General features: G+C 71.4%; 11 protein-coding genes and 1 pseudogene. 3 read left to right on the plus strand and 9 right to left on the minus strand.

From position 1 onward, the window contains the following. Positions 1–50 precede the first annotated feature (50 nt). Entirely contained in the window at positions 51–2,033 is a 1,983-nt protein-coding gene (locus tag ACIQZN_RS31220; protein WP_404001078.1) for a discoidin domain-containing protein, read from the minus strand. Positions 2,034–2,383: 350 nt separating this feature from the next. Between ACIQZN_RS31220 and ACIQZN_RS31225 the strand changes: the two genes are divergently transcribed. Further along, complete coding sequence (locus ACIQZN_RS31225; RefSeq protein ID WP_404001080.1) at positions 2,384–3,928, plus strand: NAD(P)-binding domain-containing protein; 1,545 nt, start codon at positions 2,384–2,386, stop codon at positions 3,926–3,928. Next, the gene (locus tag ACIQZN_RS31230; RefSeq protein WP_404001082.1) at positions 3,921–5,369 is read left to right on the plus strand and encodes a class I adenylate-forming enzyme family protein; all 1,449 of its coding nucleotides are present in this window, start codon (positions 3,921–3,923) and stop codon (positions 5,367–5,369) included. Before ACIQZN_RS31225 ends, ACIQZN_RS31230 begins: the two co-directional genes overlap by 8 nt. Positions 5,370–5,420: 51 nt before the next feature. Here the strand turns inward: ACIQZN_RS31230 and ACIQZN_RS31235 are convergent, their stop codons facing one another. The 4 genes from ACIQZN_RS31235 to ACIQZN_RS31250 are packed head-to-tail and all read right to left on the minus strand — an operon-like array spanning position 5,421 to position 11,024. Continuing rightward, positions 5,421–7,022 (minus strand): MFS transporter, encoded by a 1,602-nt coding sequence (locus ACIQZN_RS31235; protein WP_404001085.1) that lies wholly within the window; start codon positions 7,020–7,022, stop codon positions 5,421–5,423. Then, complete coding sequence (locus ACIQZN_RS31240; protein ID WP_404001087.1) at positions 7,019–8,389, minus strand: cytochrome P450; 1,371 nt, start codon at positions 8,387–8,389, stop codon at positions 7,019–7,021. Before ACIQZN_RS31240 ends, ACIQZN_RS31235 begins: the two co-directional genes overlap by 4 nt. Then, entirely contained in the window at positions 8,383–9,453 is a 1,071-nt protein-coding gene (locus tag ACIQZN_RS31245; protein WP_404001090.1) for an alpha-hydroxy acid oxidase, read from the minus strand. Before ACIQZN_RS31245 ends, ACIQZN_RS31240 begins: the two co-directional genes overlap by 7 nt. Continuing rightward, positions 9,450–11,024 carry an FAD-dependent oxidoreductase gene (locus ACIQZN_RS31250; protein WP_404001093.1) on the minus strand — a complete coding sequence of 525 codons (1,575 nt, stop codon included), beginning with the start codon at positions 11,022–11,024 and terminating at the stop codon, positions 9,450–9,452. The genes ACIQZN_RS31245 and ACIQZN_RS31250 overlap by 4 nt, the downstream gene beginning before the upstream one ends. A gap of 62 nt (positions 11,025–11,086) precedes the next feature. Between ACIQZN_RS31250 and ACIQZN_RS31255 the strand changes: the two genes are divergently transcribed. Further along, entirely contained in the window at positions 11,087–12,601 is a 1,515-nt protein-coding gene (locus ACIQZN_RS31255) for an aromatic amino acid ammonia-lyase (RefSeq protein ID WP_404001096.1), read from the plus strand. On the opposite strand, the gene ACIQZN_RS31260 is transcribed toward ACIQZN_RS31255, so the two are convergent. The 4 genes and pseudogenes from ACIQZN_RS31260 to ACIQZN_RS31275 form a co-directional block, all read right to left on the minus strand. Next, positions 12,507–13,859: a sensor histidine kinase gene (locus ACIQZN_RS31260; RefSeq protein ID WP_404001099.1), complete on the minus strand. Its 1,353-nt coding sequence runs from the start codon at positions 13,857–13,859 to the stop codon at positions 12,507–12,509. The two genes, ACIQZN_RS31255 and ACIQZN_RS31260, sit on opposite strands and share 95 nt — an antisense overlap. After that, entirely contained in the window at positions 13,856–14,536 is a 681-nt protein-coding gene (locus ACIQZN_RS31265) for a response regulator transcription factor (protein ID WP_404001101.1), read from the minus strand. Before ACIQZN_RS31265 ends, ACIQZN_RS31260 begins: the two co-directional genes overlap by 4 nt. A gap of 361 nt (positions 14,537–14,897) precedes the next feature. After that, a complete protein-coding gene (locus tag ACIQZN_RS31270; RefSeq protein WP_404001104.1) occupies positions 14,898–15,107 on the minus strand; it encodes a hypothetical protein in 210 nt (69 codons plus the stop codon). Positions 15,108–15,251: 144 nt separating this feature from the next. After that, positions 15,252–15,761, minus strand: a pseudogene (locus ACIQZN_RS31275) (FAD-dependent oxidoreductase); the annotation flags it as partial. Between the last annotated feature and the right edge of the window lie 15 nt (positions 15,762–15,776).

Below are 15,776 nucleotides of genomic sequence, written 5' to 3' on the forward strand. Positions count from 1 at the left end.
GACCGCCCGCCGCGGTGTACCGCACGGCCCCTGCTGCCCTGGCCCCATTGTCAGGCGCCGTACACCTGGAGCTGGGCGAGCTGGCCGGCGGGCCAGCCCGTGTTGGCGGTGAAGATGAGCCGCAGATGGCGGGTGGTCGTGGAGGCGGGCAGGGTCAGAGTGGCGGTGTTCCCGGTGAGCGGGTCGAAGGAGCAGTCCGTGCTGCCGCGCAGCGCGGAGAATGAGGTGCCGTCGGTGCTGCCCTGGACGGTGATGGTCTGCGTCCGCGCGCCCCAGCTGTTGGACGGCGGCAGGGCGAGGACGACGCGGCGGACACCTGTGGTGCTGCCCAGGTCGACCTGGAGCCACTGAGGGAAGGCGTCGTTGGCGCTCTCCCAGTAGGTGCCCGGATCGCCGTCCACGGCGTTGCTCGCGCCGTACGTCTGGGTGTGACTGCTTTCCGAGACCGGCCGGCGCAGCGCCAAGTCGCCGGTGGGGGTGCCGCCGCCGGCCGCCGTGGTGACGGTGACCCGGGCCGAGGCCGCGGACACGGAGCCTGCGGAGTTGAGCGCCTGGACGTCGAAGGTGTACGAGGTCGAGGGGGAGAGGCCGCTCACCGTGTAGGTGGTGGTGCTCCCCGGAGCGGTGCCCACGGGGGTAGCGGTGTCACCGGTGATCCGGCGCACGCGGTACCCCGTCACGCCGGAGTCGTCCGTCGAGGCGGTCCAGGCCAGGACGACGGTGGTGTCGGTGACGGTGGTGGCGCGCGGATTGCCGGGGGCGGTCGGCGGCTGGTTGCCGTTGCCGCCGGCAAGCGGTGGGGTCGGCCGGGTGGCGGTGACGGGGAGCCGGCCCTTGAGCATGCGGCCGCCGTCGCCGGTCAGCCGCAGGTAGTAGTCGGACGAGCAGGCGGTGCCGTCCTCGTCGAGCGCGAGGAAGCCCGACCCGGCGGGCACCCAGTCCTGGGACTCCGCGGTCTTGGCGATCTGGTTGCCCTCGTTGTACTCGTCGAACATGGAAATGTAGACGCTGGGCACCCCGGCCCGGCCCATGTTGTAGAACTGCCGCCACATGAAGTCGCCGTGGGCGCGCTGGCGTTCGGTGACCCCGCCGGGGAGGACGCACGGCTGGTAGTCGATGCCGTGCGCGGTGCACTCGGCGAGGTCGGGCACGGTGGCGACGTTGTAGAAGTTGTCGGCGTCACCGGCGTTGCCGATCCGGCCCACCAGCCACGGCGAGAGCATGTCGAAGGCGTGGTAGACACCACTGAAGCCCGGCCGGGAGTCCCGGTCGCCCGTCCGCCACCAGGTCGGAACCCCGCCGATGACGTAGCAGCCCTGGGCCTTGAACCAGTTCAGCACGTCCAGGCACGCTTCCGGGGTGAACGGCCGCTGGGCGTCGTTGAAGCCGAAGCCCCAGATACACACCACCGGCTTGTCGTCCTGCCGCGCGTACGCGGAAGAGGCGGTGTGCGCACGCATCTTGGCGGTCCAGTCGGTCTTGATGTCCCTCTGCATGGTCGTCCAGTCGGACACGTCGTACATGATGTAGAACTTGACGCCCTCGGCCTCCGCGGCGGCGCGTACCTTGCTCGCCATGGCGTCGCGTGTCGGTCCTTCGCCGCCGGTGGGGTTGAAGCGCTGGAGGGCCGCGGCGTCGATGCCGTACTGCTTCATCCACCGGAAGTGCACGTCGACGGTGGACTGGTCGTAGGAGGAGAACAGCGAGGCCGGCTGCCCGTTGCCGAGGTTTCCGAAGCCGGTGCGGTACGTGGTCGGGTAGTCACGGACATCGGGCCAGGCAACGATGGCTTGGTTGGACGGAGAAGGTGTCTGCCCCCAGTTCCGGGCCCAGTGCCACCAGCCGTCGATCGGGGCGCTGTCACCTTCGCAGGCGAACCAGCCCTGATATCCCACGGTCACCTTGCCGACCACATCGCCCGAGCGGTCAGCCGCGGAGGCCGTGCTCGCGAATGCCGCTCCCGCGGCCCCTATGGCTCCTGTCAGCCCGGCCGCTGTCGCCGCCTGTAAGAACGTACGCCGCGTGAATCCCACCGAGAGCCCCTTCGTCCAGTTGACCACTGCGGCGCCCGGCGGGGTCGCGATCGGGCCGCCGGCAGCGCTGCAACTTTACGCGGGGAACTGTATTGACGTGAACACGTCGTCGCAAGAGCTCGTCATACAGATGAAAAAAATAGAGCATTCACGTGGCTGAGGTGGCTGCCATCAGGGCTGGTCCTGGAGCGCCAGCCGGTGGCCGGTCGGGCAGACCGACCACCGGGGCGGCGCCCACCGGTCATCCGGCCGGCACACGATCGGCCCAGGGCGTGGGCGGGCGGCTCGCACCGGGAAACGGCCACCGAATCTCAGAGCCTTCTGATTTCGCGTCGCTAGCGTCCGGGCCCATGGTGCGCGACTTTCTCATCATCGGGGCCGGACCGGCCGGACTTCAGCTCGCCGCCCTGCTCGAACGCGACGGGCGCGACTACATCGTCCTGGAGAGGGGGAGCGGACCGGGGACCTTCTTCACCCGGTACCCACGCCATCGCCGGCTGATATCGATCAACAAGGTGAACACGGGCTTCACCGACCCGGAACTCAATCTGCGCATGGACTGGAACTCGCTGCTCAGCGACGACCCGGAGCTGCTCTTCACCCGGTACAGCGAGCGCTATTTCCCGCCGGCGGACGACCTGGTGCGCTACCTGGCCGACTTCGCGGCCCGTACCGGCGTACGCGTCGAGTATGGGACGGAAGTCGTCCGGGTCACCCGGGCGGACGGCGTCTTCACCGTGCGCGGCGGCGACGGACGTACCTGGCAGGCCAGGCGGCTCGTCATGGCGACGGGGATCTCCCGGCTCTACGAACCCCCCATCCCGGGAGTCGAACTCGCCGAGCGGTACGACACCTTCGACCCGGACCCCGCGTCCTTCACCAACCAGCGGGTGCTGGTCATCGGCAAGGGGAACTCCGCGTTCGAAACCGCCGACAGCCTCATCGAGAAGGCCGCGGTCATCCATGTCGCCGGTCCGCACTCGGTCAAGCTCGCCTGGAAGACCCACTACCTGGGGCACCTGCGCGCGGTGAACAACAACTTCCTCGACACCTACCAACTCAAGTCGCAGAACGCCGTGCTCGACGGCACCGTCGAGAGCATCGAGAAGGCGGAGAGCGGCGGCTATCGGGTCATGCTGCGCTACGCCCGCACCGCCGAGCCGTTGCGCGAGCTCGCTTACGACCGGGTCATCGTCTGCACCGGCTTCCGCTTCGACGCGTCCGTCTTCGACGAGACCTGCCGCCCGTCGCTCGTCATCAACGACCGGTTCCCCGAGCAGACCTCGTCATTCGAGTCGGTCGACGTACCGGACCTCTACTTCGCCGGCACGCTGATGCAGCAGCGGGACTTCAAGAAGTCCACCAACGGCTTCATCCACGGCTTCCGCTACGCGGTGAGAGCCCTGCACCGCATCCTCAGCGCTCAGCATCTCGACACCCCCTGGCCGGCCCGCACGTTCACCGCGACACCGGACGCGATCGCGGACGCCCTCATCGACCGGGTCAACCGCTCGTCGGGGCTCTGGCAGCAGTTCGGATTCCTCGGCGATGTGGTCGGTGTGGACGGCGACCGGGCCGTGTTCCAGGCCGAGGTCCCGCTGGACTACGTCACCGACGGCGGTCTGGGGCCCGCCCTGCACCGGTTCGTCGTCGACCTGGAGTACGGGGCCGACCACGACCGGACCGACCCTTTCGACGTGAGCGTCCCGCGCGTCGTCGAGAACGACGTGGACCACGCGATGGACTCCACGTATCTCCATCCCGTCGTCCGCCACTACCGGGACGGTGTCCTCGCCGGTACCCACCACCTCGCGGAGAACCTGGAGAACGACTGGAACCTGCCGGAGATCCACCGGCAGCCGCTCGCCACCTTTGTGAAGGAGTGCCTTGACTGAGCAGTTCCCCGGCGCCGTACTCGACATCCTCGACGTGGCGGGTGACCGGACGGTGTTCGAGCATGCGGGCGTGGAGGTCTCCGGTACCCAGCTCCTCGGCACCGTGCGGCGCGCGGTGAACGGCCTGCGCGGACACGGCGTCGGACCCGGCGACGGCGTGGCCGTGCTGTCGGGCGTCGGCCCCGGAGCATTCGCTGCGATCATCGCCGCCCACGTCGTCGGCGCACGGGTCGTCGGCGTACGGCCCGGCCTGACCGAGGAGCAGCGTAAACACATCGTGCGAGACGTCGGCGTGACCGTCACCGACCGACCCCCCACGGCCGGTGAGCGGGGGAACGGCCTGACCCTCGCGCTCGACGACCTGCTGGCGGCGACAGACGACGGAGTCCGGCCGCGGGTGCTGGCCCGGCCCGGGGACACCGCCCGGCTCCTGCACACCAGCGGCAGCACCGGCCTCCCCAAGGCGTGCGCCCAGACGTACGCGGCGATGACCGCCGGGTGGGCGCACCGACCGGACGCCTGGCCTCCGGCCGTCCGCGAACTCGCCGGGCACCTCGACCGGTTCCTGGTGTTCGGCACCCTGGCCAGCCAAGTGATGATGGAGTACGGACTGCTGGCGCTGGCAGCCGGCGGCACCCTCGTCACCGCCGACCCCCCGGACTTCCCCGACGCCCTGGTGCGTCACCGGGCGACCGCGAGCGTGATCACGGTCGCCCGGCTGACGAAGCTGGTGGCGGCGCAGCGTACGGCGCCGGTGGACCTCGGCGCGCTGCGCGCGCTGATGGTGTCGGGGTCGCCGCTGGAACCGGGGCGCGTGCGCGAGGCCGCCGAAGTGCTCGGCCCGGTCGTCTTCCACGGCTACGGCCAGACCGAGACCGGCATGATCTCGATGGCCACCCCGGAGGATCCGCCGGGCTCTCTCGGAGTGCCGCCCGTGGAACTGGAGATCCGTGACGCCTCGGGTCACCCGGTCCCGCCCGGCACCGACGGTGAGCTCTTCGCGCGCACCCCGTCCCAGAGCCATGGCTACTGGCAGGAACCCGCCCTCACCGCCGACGTGTACTCCGGCGGATGGGTGCGTACCCGCGACCTCGGCCACCTCGACGCGTCGGGCCGGCTGTGGCTCACCGGACGGACCCGGGACGTGATCATCGTCAACGCCAACGTGTACTACGCCGGGCCCGTCGAGCGGCTGCTCTCCAGCCACCCCTCGGTGGCCGAGGCGTATGTCGTGGCCGTACCGGACGACCGTACGGGCGAAGCCGTCCACGCGTTCGTCGTGCCCGCGGCCGGGCGCGCGCCGGACCTCGCCGAACTGCGGGCGCTGGTGGCAGCGGGCGTGGGGGAGGAATCCGCGCCGGCCCGGCTCACCGTCATCGAAGAGGTACCGCTCACCGCCGCCGGAAAGCCCGACAAGCAGCGGCTCGCCCAGGGTAGCTAGCAAACCGGCCCCGCCCTCGTCACGAGAGCGGGGCCGGTCCTTCGCCATGTCTCAGAGCGCCGCACCGCCGTCCCGGCCCTTCGCGGGCGCCGCCGGATCGGCCCGCTCCACGGCCACGGCCTCGCCGCGCACCAGATCGTCGAGTTCGGCCTCCAGCCGAGCGGCTTCGTCGGGCGACGCCACAGCCGTACGCGGGTTGCTGCCGCGCAGCGCCACGGCTCCGCCTGCCAGGGCCATCGGCAGCGCGACGAGCAGCGCGGCGGTGCGCATGCCCCCCGGCGCCGAAAGCACCAGAGCGATGAGCGGGGGCCCGAAGGCACCTCCGGACTTGCCGACCGCCGCCGCCCAGCCGCCGGCGGTTCCCCGGATGGCCAGGGGGAAGATCTCCGCCGTGTAGGGACCGATGAGAGCGATGACCCCGGCGGTACCGGCGAACAGGAGAATCACCGCGGTCAGGAGGATCGGCTCGCTGCCGTCCATCCCCACTGCGGCCAGGACGAGCAGCGCCGTGACGGTGAGGGCGGCGTACAGGGCCATGGTGCCCTTCGCCGACCAGCGCTTGTAGAGCCACGCCGCCACCACACAGGTCGGGATGGACAGAAGTGAGGACAGGAAGAGCAGGGTGGCGGCGGACATGCCTCCCTCGTGCGATGCCTCCAGCTGGCTGGGCAGGAAGGTGATGAACCCCCAGTAGACGAGGCCCCAGGCGAGGGCGTAACCGCTGACGACCAGCGTCCTGGTCGTCTGAGGGTGTGTGAAAAGGACGGACGCGCGGACATGCCCGCGCGTCGCCCGCTGGGCGGTGAAGGCCGCCGACTCCGGGATCCACCGGTTCAGCGCGATGAGGATCAGTACCAGCGGGAGCTGCGCGAACCACAGGACACGCCATCCCGTCACCGGGATCAGCAACGAGGCCAGACCGGCGGCCGCCATGTAGCCGCCGGTGGTGGTGAGCCCGGCCTGCAGCACCATGACGGCGGCGCGCCGTCCCGGCGGCAGGCTTTCGGTCATCAGGGCGTATACGACGGGCAGCATGCCTCCGGCCGCCATCCCCATCAGCGCGCACATGACCAGGATGCCGCCGAAGGACGGCATGGCCCCGCACACCGTCGTACCGAGGAAGAGCAGGGACGCGATGAGGATCGTCGCCCTGCGTCCGATCCGGTCGGCCGAGCGGCCCCCGATGAGTGATCCCAGTACGGTGCCGCTCAGCGCGACCGTCGGCAGCCAGGAGATCTCGGCGGCGCTGAGCTGGAACTCCTCGCGCATGCCCGGCTGGATGAACGCCAGGGTGGCGGGCTTCATCTGGTCCACCATCAGCGCGAAGCTCAGCACCCCGATGAGACGGCGCCGGTGGCCCTGCGTTGTCCCGTCCGGAACGGCGGTCCCGGCCGGAATCCGACCGGGGCTCTGCACGACCGCGCGCCCCGAGACCACCACGCCCACGACGATGGCGGCCATCGCGGCCCACATCACGCCGGACATCCCCATCATCGCCATGTGAAAGCCCATCGACCGGGAATCGACGAACATCCACACGTGCTGGCCGACGCCCGTACAGGTGAGGGCCACACCTGCCCAGAACATCAGCGGCCGAGCGATCAGCGACGGGGGCCGGGCGGGCGAGGACGGGCGTGGTTCACGGGGCGTCATCCGTTCCCTCTCTCCACCTGGTGGACGGGACACCCTCCGGTCCGCCGCCCTTCGAAGTGCCGTGTGGCCGGGCGCTGCTTGCGGGCGTGCAGGACCATCACCGTGCCGAGGAGCAGTTGGCGGACGCCCCGAGTGACGTCCTCCACCCCGTCACGCAGCCGGACGAAGCCGCGGAGCGCGCCCAAGCGGCGGGGCCGGGGCGGCAGGCCGTGCGGGATCAGCAGACACGGCGCCCGGTGCGGAATGGAGCGCGTGTGGGAGACCGTCGAGTCCAGCCGGAACCGGTGCAGCACCTCCCGTACCGCGGCGCGCAGCGCGAGCGGCGACAGCCGCCAGGCCGGGCAGGGGCGGTTGGCCGCCACGCCGTACGGGATGTGATGGGCGTCCTTGACGGCCAGGTCCGCCCAGCGGTCCGGATCGAACTCGTCCGGCCGTTCGTATCCGGTGGCGTGATAGCCGGGGTAGCTGAAGCACACCACGGACCCGGTCGGCAGAACCGTCTCCGCGTCCAGTGCTATGTCGCCGGTGGTGATGCGGTGGGCGATGCCGAACAGCGGATACAGACGCATCGTCTCGTCGAGCACCCGCGTCAGATACGTGTCGTCCTCCGGATCCGCGCGAAGGCGCCGCTGCACCTCCGGGTGGCGGGCGACAGCGAGCAGGACGTGCGCGGTCGCCTCGGACAGCTGCACGACCGCCGTGTTGAAGAAGGTGCCCTGCAGGTAGTGCACCTGCTCCGGCACCGACAGGGAGGGCGGCAGCCGGTGCGGTACGTCGCCGGCCGCGACCCGGTCCCGCAGGTAGCCGGTGAGCCGGGCCCGGCGGCGCGGATGGCGCAGACCGGTGCATTTCAGCGCGGATATCACGTCATTGGCGTGCGCGGTGATCAGTTTCCGGGCCGGCGGCGGGCACGGCTCCTGGAAGACCAGTTCGTAGCAGAACGCGGCCCACGCGGGCATCATCAGGTCCCGCAGTCGTACGAGACTGATCCGTGTGTCCGGCACCGCGTCCAGCGCGTCCGCGACGGCGCGGGCGGCAGCCGCCGCGAGATCCGCCGAGTTCCCGGCGACGATGCGCCGCGTGGTCGCCGCCACGTCCTGGTAGCGCGCACCGGGCTCCAGGTGCTCCTGGTGCACCTCCGGTCCCGGGGCCAGCCAGTACCAGAACAGGTCGGAGAGCCCCGCTCCCTCACTACGGCCGTCCGCGTGCGGGTGGGCATAGACCCGCTCGAACACCTCTGGACCGTGCGCGGCGTTCGGGAGGGTCACCGCCCGGTCCCCGTTGACCTTCTCGAAGATGTGGACGCGCAGCGCCACCACGGCGCGCGGCAGCCACCACGCGTCCGTGCCCGCCCGGGCCTTCACCACGTTCCACCCCTCCGTACCACCATGCCGGGTACCAGATCGGTGTTCCGGCGGCCACCGCACAGGGCGAGCGTGTGGTCGTACTCGTCGCGCAGCGTCGCGAGGACCCGCCGCACGCCCGCCTCCCCGTCGGCGGCCAGGCCCCACACCACCGGACGTCCGACGCCGACGGCCCTCGCACCGAGCGCGAGGGCCACCGCGACGTCGCTTCCCCGGCGCGCCCCGCCGTCGAGCAGGACCGGGACCCGGCCCGCGACCGCATCGGCGACCGCCGCCAGGCAGTCCACGGCCCCCGGGACCGCGTCGCACTGGCGGCCGCCGTGATTGGAGACGATCACCCCGGCCGCGCCGTGCTCGACGGCGAGGCGCGCGTCGTCCGGATGGAGGATCCCCTTGACCAGTACGGGGAGCGAGGTGGTGCGTACGGCCTCGGCGAGGTCCGGCCAGCGGAGCGCGGCGGACATCGGGATGGCGGTGAGCCCACCGGGTTCGGACCCGGGCAGGTCGCGCATGTTCTCCGCGGCGTATCCGGGCGGCAGGTCGGTGAACCCGTTGCGCAGGTCCCGCGTGTGCCGGCCGAACACCGGCGAGTCGACGGTCACCACCAAGGCCGTGCAGCCGGCGTCCTCGGCACGCCGGACGAGCGCTCCGGTGACCTCCGGGCGGGAATGCAGGTACAGCTGGAACCACACGGCCGGATCCGGGGCCGCTTCGCGCGCCGCCGCGACGACATCGGACACCGCGATGGTGGCCGCCGTTCCCGTCACCAGCACGGCGCCCTCGGCGGCGGCCGCACGCGCCGTGGCCCGCTCACCGGACCGGTGCACCAGCCGGTGGAAGGCGGTCGGTGCCACGATCACCGGGGACGCGTTCGGGGCGCCCGGCAGATCGACGCCGGTCTCCCGGCCCACGCCACCACGCAGCACCCGCGGCAGCAGCGCGTACCGGTCGAACGCCCGCTCGTTCTCGAGGAGGGCGCGCTCCTCGCCCGCGCCGCCCGCGACGTAGTCGTAGACGACCGGGTCCAGTACCTCCCGGGCCCTTTCGTGCAGTTCGCGGAGCGTCACGGCGCCACCGGGGCGGCCGGGTTGCGACGGGCGGTGAGGAAGGCGTCCAGCGGGGCGCGGTGGACCTCCTCGCTGTCCCACTCGTTCTCCAGGTTCTCGGTGAGGTGGTGGTCGGCCACGAACGCACCGTCCCGGTACCAGCGGACGACCGGATGCAGATAGCGGCCGTCCAGGCCCGACACGTCCTGCTGGGACTTGCGGCCGGCGCCGACGTCGAAGGGGTCCACCCGGTCGTGGTCCTCCCCGTATTCCAGGGTGATCACCGCGTACGCCTCCACCTCACCGAACTCCCCGGCCCGCACCGCCCCCGGCACATGGTCGACGGGTACTTCCTCGGCGTAGCGGAACGTGCCGTCCGGGGCGAGCAGCAGCAGGTCACCGAGGACGGCGAACTGCTGCCACAGCGCCGAGGAACGGTTCACCCGGCCGATCACCGCGTCGACGGCCCGCGCGGTGGAGTCCCCGATCACCGTCGTGGGCCAGGGAACGCCGACGTGGCGCTGCCGCAGTCCGCGGTGCAGCGCGCGCACCGCGTAACGGAAGCCGTGGATGAAGCCGGTCGTCGCCTTCCCGAAGGAGCGCCCCTGCATCAGCGTCCCCGCGAAATAGAGGCCGGGTACGTTGACCGACTCCCCGAGCGGCGTCAGCTCGGGGAAACGGCCGTCGACGATCAGGGCCGGTGCGCAGGTGTCGTCGAAGACCGAGGCGTCGAACCGGAAGCCGGTCGCGACGATCACCCGGTCGTAACGGATCTCCTTGACCACCTCGTCGACCCGCTCGAAGGCGACCGGGACGTGAAAACCGTCCTGGTCACGCCGAATGGCCAGGACCCGGCCGTCGAGAAGCGCGTTCTGAGACTTCAACTGGTAGCTGTCCAGGAAGTTGTTGTAGACGGCGCGCAGATGTCCCACATAGTGAGTCCGCCACGCCATCTTCAGGGAGCCCGAGCCGACGACGTGGATGACCGCAGCCGTCTCCATCAGGTTCTCCGCCGTCTCGAAGGCGGAGTTGCCCCGGCCGATGATGAGCACCCGCTGGTCGGTGAAGGACTGGGGATCGGTGTCGATGGTGTCGTAGCGTTCGGCCAGTTCGACGCCCGGGATCGCGGGCAGGTTCGGGACGGACATCCCGGTGGCGACCACCAGATGCCGGGCCCGCCACACCTTGCCCGTGTGATCCGTGACGGCGAAGCCCTCCCCTCGCCTGGAGACCTTCGTGACCTCCGTGTCGTACCGCACGCGCACCCCGGTCCGGGAGGCGAAGTCCGACAGATAGCGCACCAGGTCGTCGGCGGGCGGGAAGTAGCGGGGACTGTACCGGGTGAACAACAGTTCCGGATCGTCGCTCAGCAGGGAGTTCCAGTCCATCCGCAGCCTCAGCTCCGGATCCTCGTAACCCGTGTGCACCTTGTTGTTCGAGATGAGGTAACGGTGCCTGGGGAACCGGGTGAAGAACGTACCCGGACCGCTGCCGCGCTCCAGGACGACGTAGTCCCCGCCGTCCCGCTCCAGCAGGGAGGCGAGCTGAAGTCCGGCGGGCCCCGCACCGATGATCAGGTAGTCATGGGTCATGCCCCGGAAGCTAGCCACCCGTTTTCAGAGCACTCTGAGATTCCCCGCCTACCTTTCCGGACGTGCCCACCACCACGGACTCCCTCTCCCTCACCGGCCCTCTGGACTCCGCAGCCCTGCGCCGGGCCGCCACACCGCTCACCGTCACCGTGGACGCCCCGGCCCGAGACCGTGTGGACCGAGGACGCCGCCTCTTCCACGGGCTGCGGCACGGCGACGGCAGCGGGACCCGCCCCATCTACGGCGCCACCACGGGCTTCGGTGCGCTCGTCGGGTACGCCGGCCGCCCCCACGAGGCGGACCAGTGCGACAACACCCTGGCCCACCTCGGGGCGGGCCAGGGACCGGACCTGCCCCACGAGATCTGCCGCGCCGCCCTCCTGCTGCGCGCCTGGTCGCTCTCCCGGGGCTTCTCCGGAGTCTCCGGCGAGGTCGTCGACCGCCTCGCCGCCATGTTCGCGACGACGTTCTCCCCGGCCGTCCCCCGCTACGGCTCCGTCGGCGCGAGCGGCGACCTCATCCCGCTCGCCTACGCGACCCAGGCCCTCCGCGGGCGCGGGTACGCGTACCTGGACGGCCGCCGCATGCCGGCCGACGAGGCGCTGACCGCCGCCGGACTGCGCCCACTCGACCTGGACGGCCGCGACGCGCTCGCCCTCGTCAACGGGACCTCCGTCACCACCGCGGCCCTGGCGCTGGCCCGTGACCGTGTCCGCGACGCACACCGCTCGCTCATGGCCCTCACCTGCCTCATGGCCGACCTGCTGGGCTGCGACCCGGGCTTCCTGGACGACGACCTGCTACGGGCCTACGGGCACGCCGGGGCGGTCGACGCCGGCGCGCGCATGCGGCGCACCCTCACCGGCCTCGGCCCCTCGGGAAACCGACCGCTTCAGGAGCCGTACAGCATCCGCTGCACCCCACAGTTGCTCGGTGCCGCGGAGGACGCGCTGTGCTACGTCGACGGCGTGGTCGCCGCCGACCTAGGCGGCGTCAGCGACAACCCCCTCTTCTTTCCCGGCCATGACGACCGGGAGGGGAAAGTGGTGCACGGCGGCAACTTCTTCGGCCAGCCCGCCGCGTTCGCGGCCGACCTGCTGGCGTCCGTGACAGCCCAGCTGGGCAATCTCGCCGAACGCCAGCTCGACCTGCTGACCGACCCGGCGCGCAACGGGGGACTGCCGCCGATGCTCGCCACGGCACCGGGCCTCCAGCACGGGCTCCAAGGTGTGCAACTGGCCGCCACCGCGTTCGTCGCGGAGATCCGCCGCAACGCCACACCGGCAGGCATGCAGAGCCTGCCGACGAACCTGCACAACCAGGACGTCGTCCCCTTCGGCACCCAGGCCGCCCTGCGTTCCTACGACATGGCGGAACTCCTCGGCCTGCTCATCGGATCGCTCGCGCTCGGTCTGCGCCAGGCGGTCCACGTCGGAGCCCGTCGCCCCACCGCGCCCCGGTGCGCCGAACTCCTCGACGCTCTCATCGAGGCGATTCCCCCGGTCGACCCGGACCGCCCACTGGACCGGGACGTCCGCGCCGCGGCCCTCCTGGTCGCCGCCCATGAGTCGCCGTGACCGGGTGCACCTCGACCGGCCGCGCCTCGGCCGGGACGCCGGGCGGGGCCGCGCACTCCGGGAGGCGGATGGTGAACCTGGCCCCCTGGCCGGGGTGCCCGTCGGCCGCGACCGTACCCCCGTGGCGTGTGACGACCTCCCGCAGCAGCGCCAGCCCCAACCCGTAACGCCCGCCGTCGCCGCTGCCGCGGTGGAACCTCCGGAACAACTGCTCCACCGCGGCGGGCTCGAACCCGGGGCCGTTGTCCGCGACGACCAGGCGCACCGTTCCTCCCGAGCGCGAGAGGATCATGTCGATCCGTCCTTCGTCCGGGGTGTGGCGGATCGCGTTGGACAGCAACTCGCCGAAGGCGCGGCGCAGGGCGGACGGGACGCCGTCGACGAAGAGAGGGTGCGGAGGACCGTCCACGACGACGGTGAGACGACACGCGCGCACCCGGTCCGATTCCTCGGCCACCACCGACCGGGCCAGCGCGACCAGTTCGACCGGCCGGTGCTCCGATCCCCGTACCGGGCCGGCGGCGAGGCTCGCGGACAGCAGCAGGTCGTCGAGCACCTCGCCGAGCCGCCCGGTCGAAGCGACCAGCCGGGCCAGCGTGTCGCGATGAGGACCCGGCAGATCCTGGTCGGCAGCCTGCCGCGCCAGCATCTGCGCCCGCGTGTGCACCTGGGTGACCGGGGTGCGCAGCTCGTGACTGGCATCCGTGACGAACCGCTGTTGGCGGGCCAGGGCCTCCGCCAGCGGGGCCACGGCACGACGCCCGAGGAGCGCCCCCGTGACGACTGCGGCCAGCAGCCCCACCGCTTCGGCCACCGCGAGCGCGAACCACAGATGGCTGCGGTCGGCCAGCTGGAAGCGCATGTCGAACACGGCCTGCACGACCTCACCGTCGGCCCGGGCCTGCGTGCGCACCAGATAGACCGTGTGGTCGCGTTCCACGGTGCGCTCCACTGCCTCACGGGTGCCGCGTACCTCCTCCATGTCGGCGCGCAGGGGGAAGCCGAGCGGAGCGTTGGACAGGGGTTCCACGCCGGGTGCGTACAGCCAGGTGCATACGGGAGGCTTGACCGGGTCGCCGTACATCGCGCCGTAGCGCAACTCGCGCCATACCTGGTCGTTCTGCGCGTCCACCATCACCGTGTGCGCCACGCCCCCGGCGACCGTGACCAGCAGCGTGATGATCGCTCCGGTGATCACGGAGATCCGCAGGCGTGCCCGCCGCACCGCCGCCCACTCGCCCGACGCCGACGGGTTCACAGCGCCCCCAGGCGGTAGCCGAGACCGCGGACCGTGCGCACGACCTTCCTGCCCAGCTTGCGCCGCAGGTAGTAGACGTAGGTGTCGACGATGGACGACGCGGGCGCCTCCTGGAACACCATGCGGCGCAACTCGGCCCGGGAGTGCACCGTTTCGGGCCGCGTGGCGAGCGCCCACAGCAGAGCGAACTCCCGGGGCGCGAGGGCGATCTGTTCGCCGTTCGCCAACTCGACTTCCCTGCGGCCGACGTAGAGGTGTCCCGAGCCTATTCTGAGGACATCGGTGACATCGAGGGCCCGCCGGCACAATGCCCGCAAACGCGCGCTCAGTTCGTCGAGGTCGAACGGCTTCACGAGGTAGTCGTCGGCACCGGCGTCCAGCCCGTCGACCCGGTCGTGCACGGTGCCCATCGCGGTCAGCAGCAGCACGGGCGTACGCACGCCCCGGGACCGTAACCGGCCCATCAGGTCGAGACCGTCGAGGCCCGGCAGGCGCCGGTCGACGGCGAGCACGTCGTACGGCCGGGAGAGGCCGAGATGCAGTCCCTGCTGGCCGTCGGTCGCCACGTCGACCGCGTATCCCTCGGCCCGCAGTACGTCGGAGAGCATGCCGGCCAACTCCCGGTCGTCCTCGACCAGCAGCAGGCGCCAAGGCCCCCGCGAGTCCTTCTGCGCCACGGTCCAACTCCCCTCGTCCTCCCCGCAACCCGTGACAACGCCCCTGCGGGGGAGGGGGTTCCCACTTCGGAGGCCGCAAGGCCGGTGGCGCACGTCCGGGTCGCTGGAGGCGGTACGAAGAGCGGGCACCGCTCGGTGCGACGGCCGCTCGTGCCCTACCCCGAGGGTGGGATCCGTCGATGGCGTCGGACACGCAGGTGGTGGAGGCGTCCGGGTGCCGCCGATGGCTTGGTCGGCCCCGCCACGACGAGCGCGGTCACCCGCACGGGCTCGACCAGGCACATGCTCCGTCCGGCCGCCCCGGGACCCGTAAGCCCCTACGCAGGTGTTCGCGCGCGCGTCGACCCGAGACGCGAAGGCGTCAGGCCGCCTCGTACCGGTGCGCACGGCCGCCCCGCCACTGCACCCAGGACGTGTCGTCCAGAAGCAGCTCGGCGTCGGCCAGCCCCGCCCGGCGCAGGAACTCGACCACGTCCTGGTCGTCGTGGGCAAGGCCGACGATCTGCCCGCGGACGGTTACCCGCCGTCCTCCGGTCGCGGACGGACGGTGAATGACCACAGGCGTACTCATACATCCATGGTGCTCCTGCTGCCGCCTTTTGAGATCCGGAGCGCTGCGGGAAGGTTCGCCGTGCTCCGCGACCGCGTTGCCGCAGCAGCACACTGAAGCCGGGCCTGTTACAGGACCCATTGCGCAGCGGTGGGCGTATGAGGTTTACGGGGCCGCCGACCCTGTGGTGAAGAACGCCGTCATCCGCTCCAGGCCCTGCGGGCCGAACATCGTGTCCAGGCTCTGGGCGGAGTCGTTGGCGGAGGCGAGTTCGGCGCCGTCGAGCATGGCGAGGTTCGCGCCCTCGCCGGCGAAGGGCGACATCAGGTGGGCGGCGTCGCCGAGCAGGGTGACGCTCGGCACGCGGTCCCAACGGTGGCCGACAGGCAGGGCGTGGATACGGCGAGGGGCCATCGTGTCCGCGTCGGCGATCAAGCCGCGCAGGGCCTCGTCCCACCCTTCGAAGTGGGCGAGTACGGCCTCCTTGGCCGCCGGAAGGTCGGTGAAGTCGACCGGGTCCAGCCAGTCTTCGTCCGCCCTGAGTGCGGTGTAGACGTGGAGGCTGCCGTCGGTCTCCTTGTGGGCGAGGAAGCCGCGCTCGTCGCCGAGGCAGATGAAGAACCCGCCGCCGACGACCGCCGCGGTGCGCGGATGCCGGCTCTCGGCCTCCATCAGGGGGGCGCGCGAGGG

This window comes from Streptomyces sp. NPDC097595, from assembly GCF_044761525.1.
In the GTDB taxonomy this organism is placed as follows: domain Bacteria; phylum Actinomycetota; class Actinomycetes; order Streptomycetales; family Streptomycetaceae; genus Streptomyces; species Streptomyces drozdowiczii_A.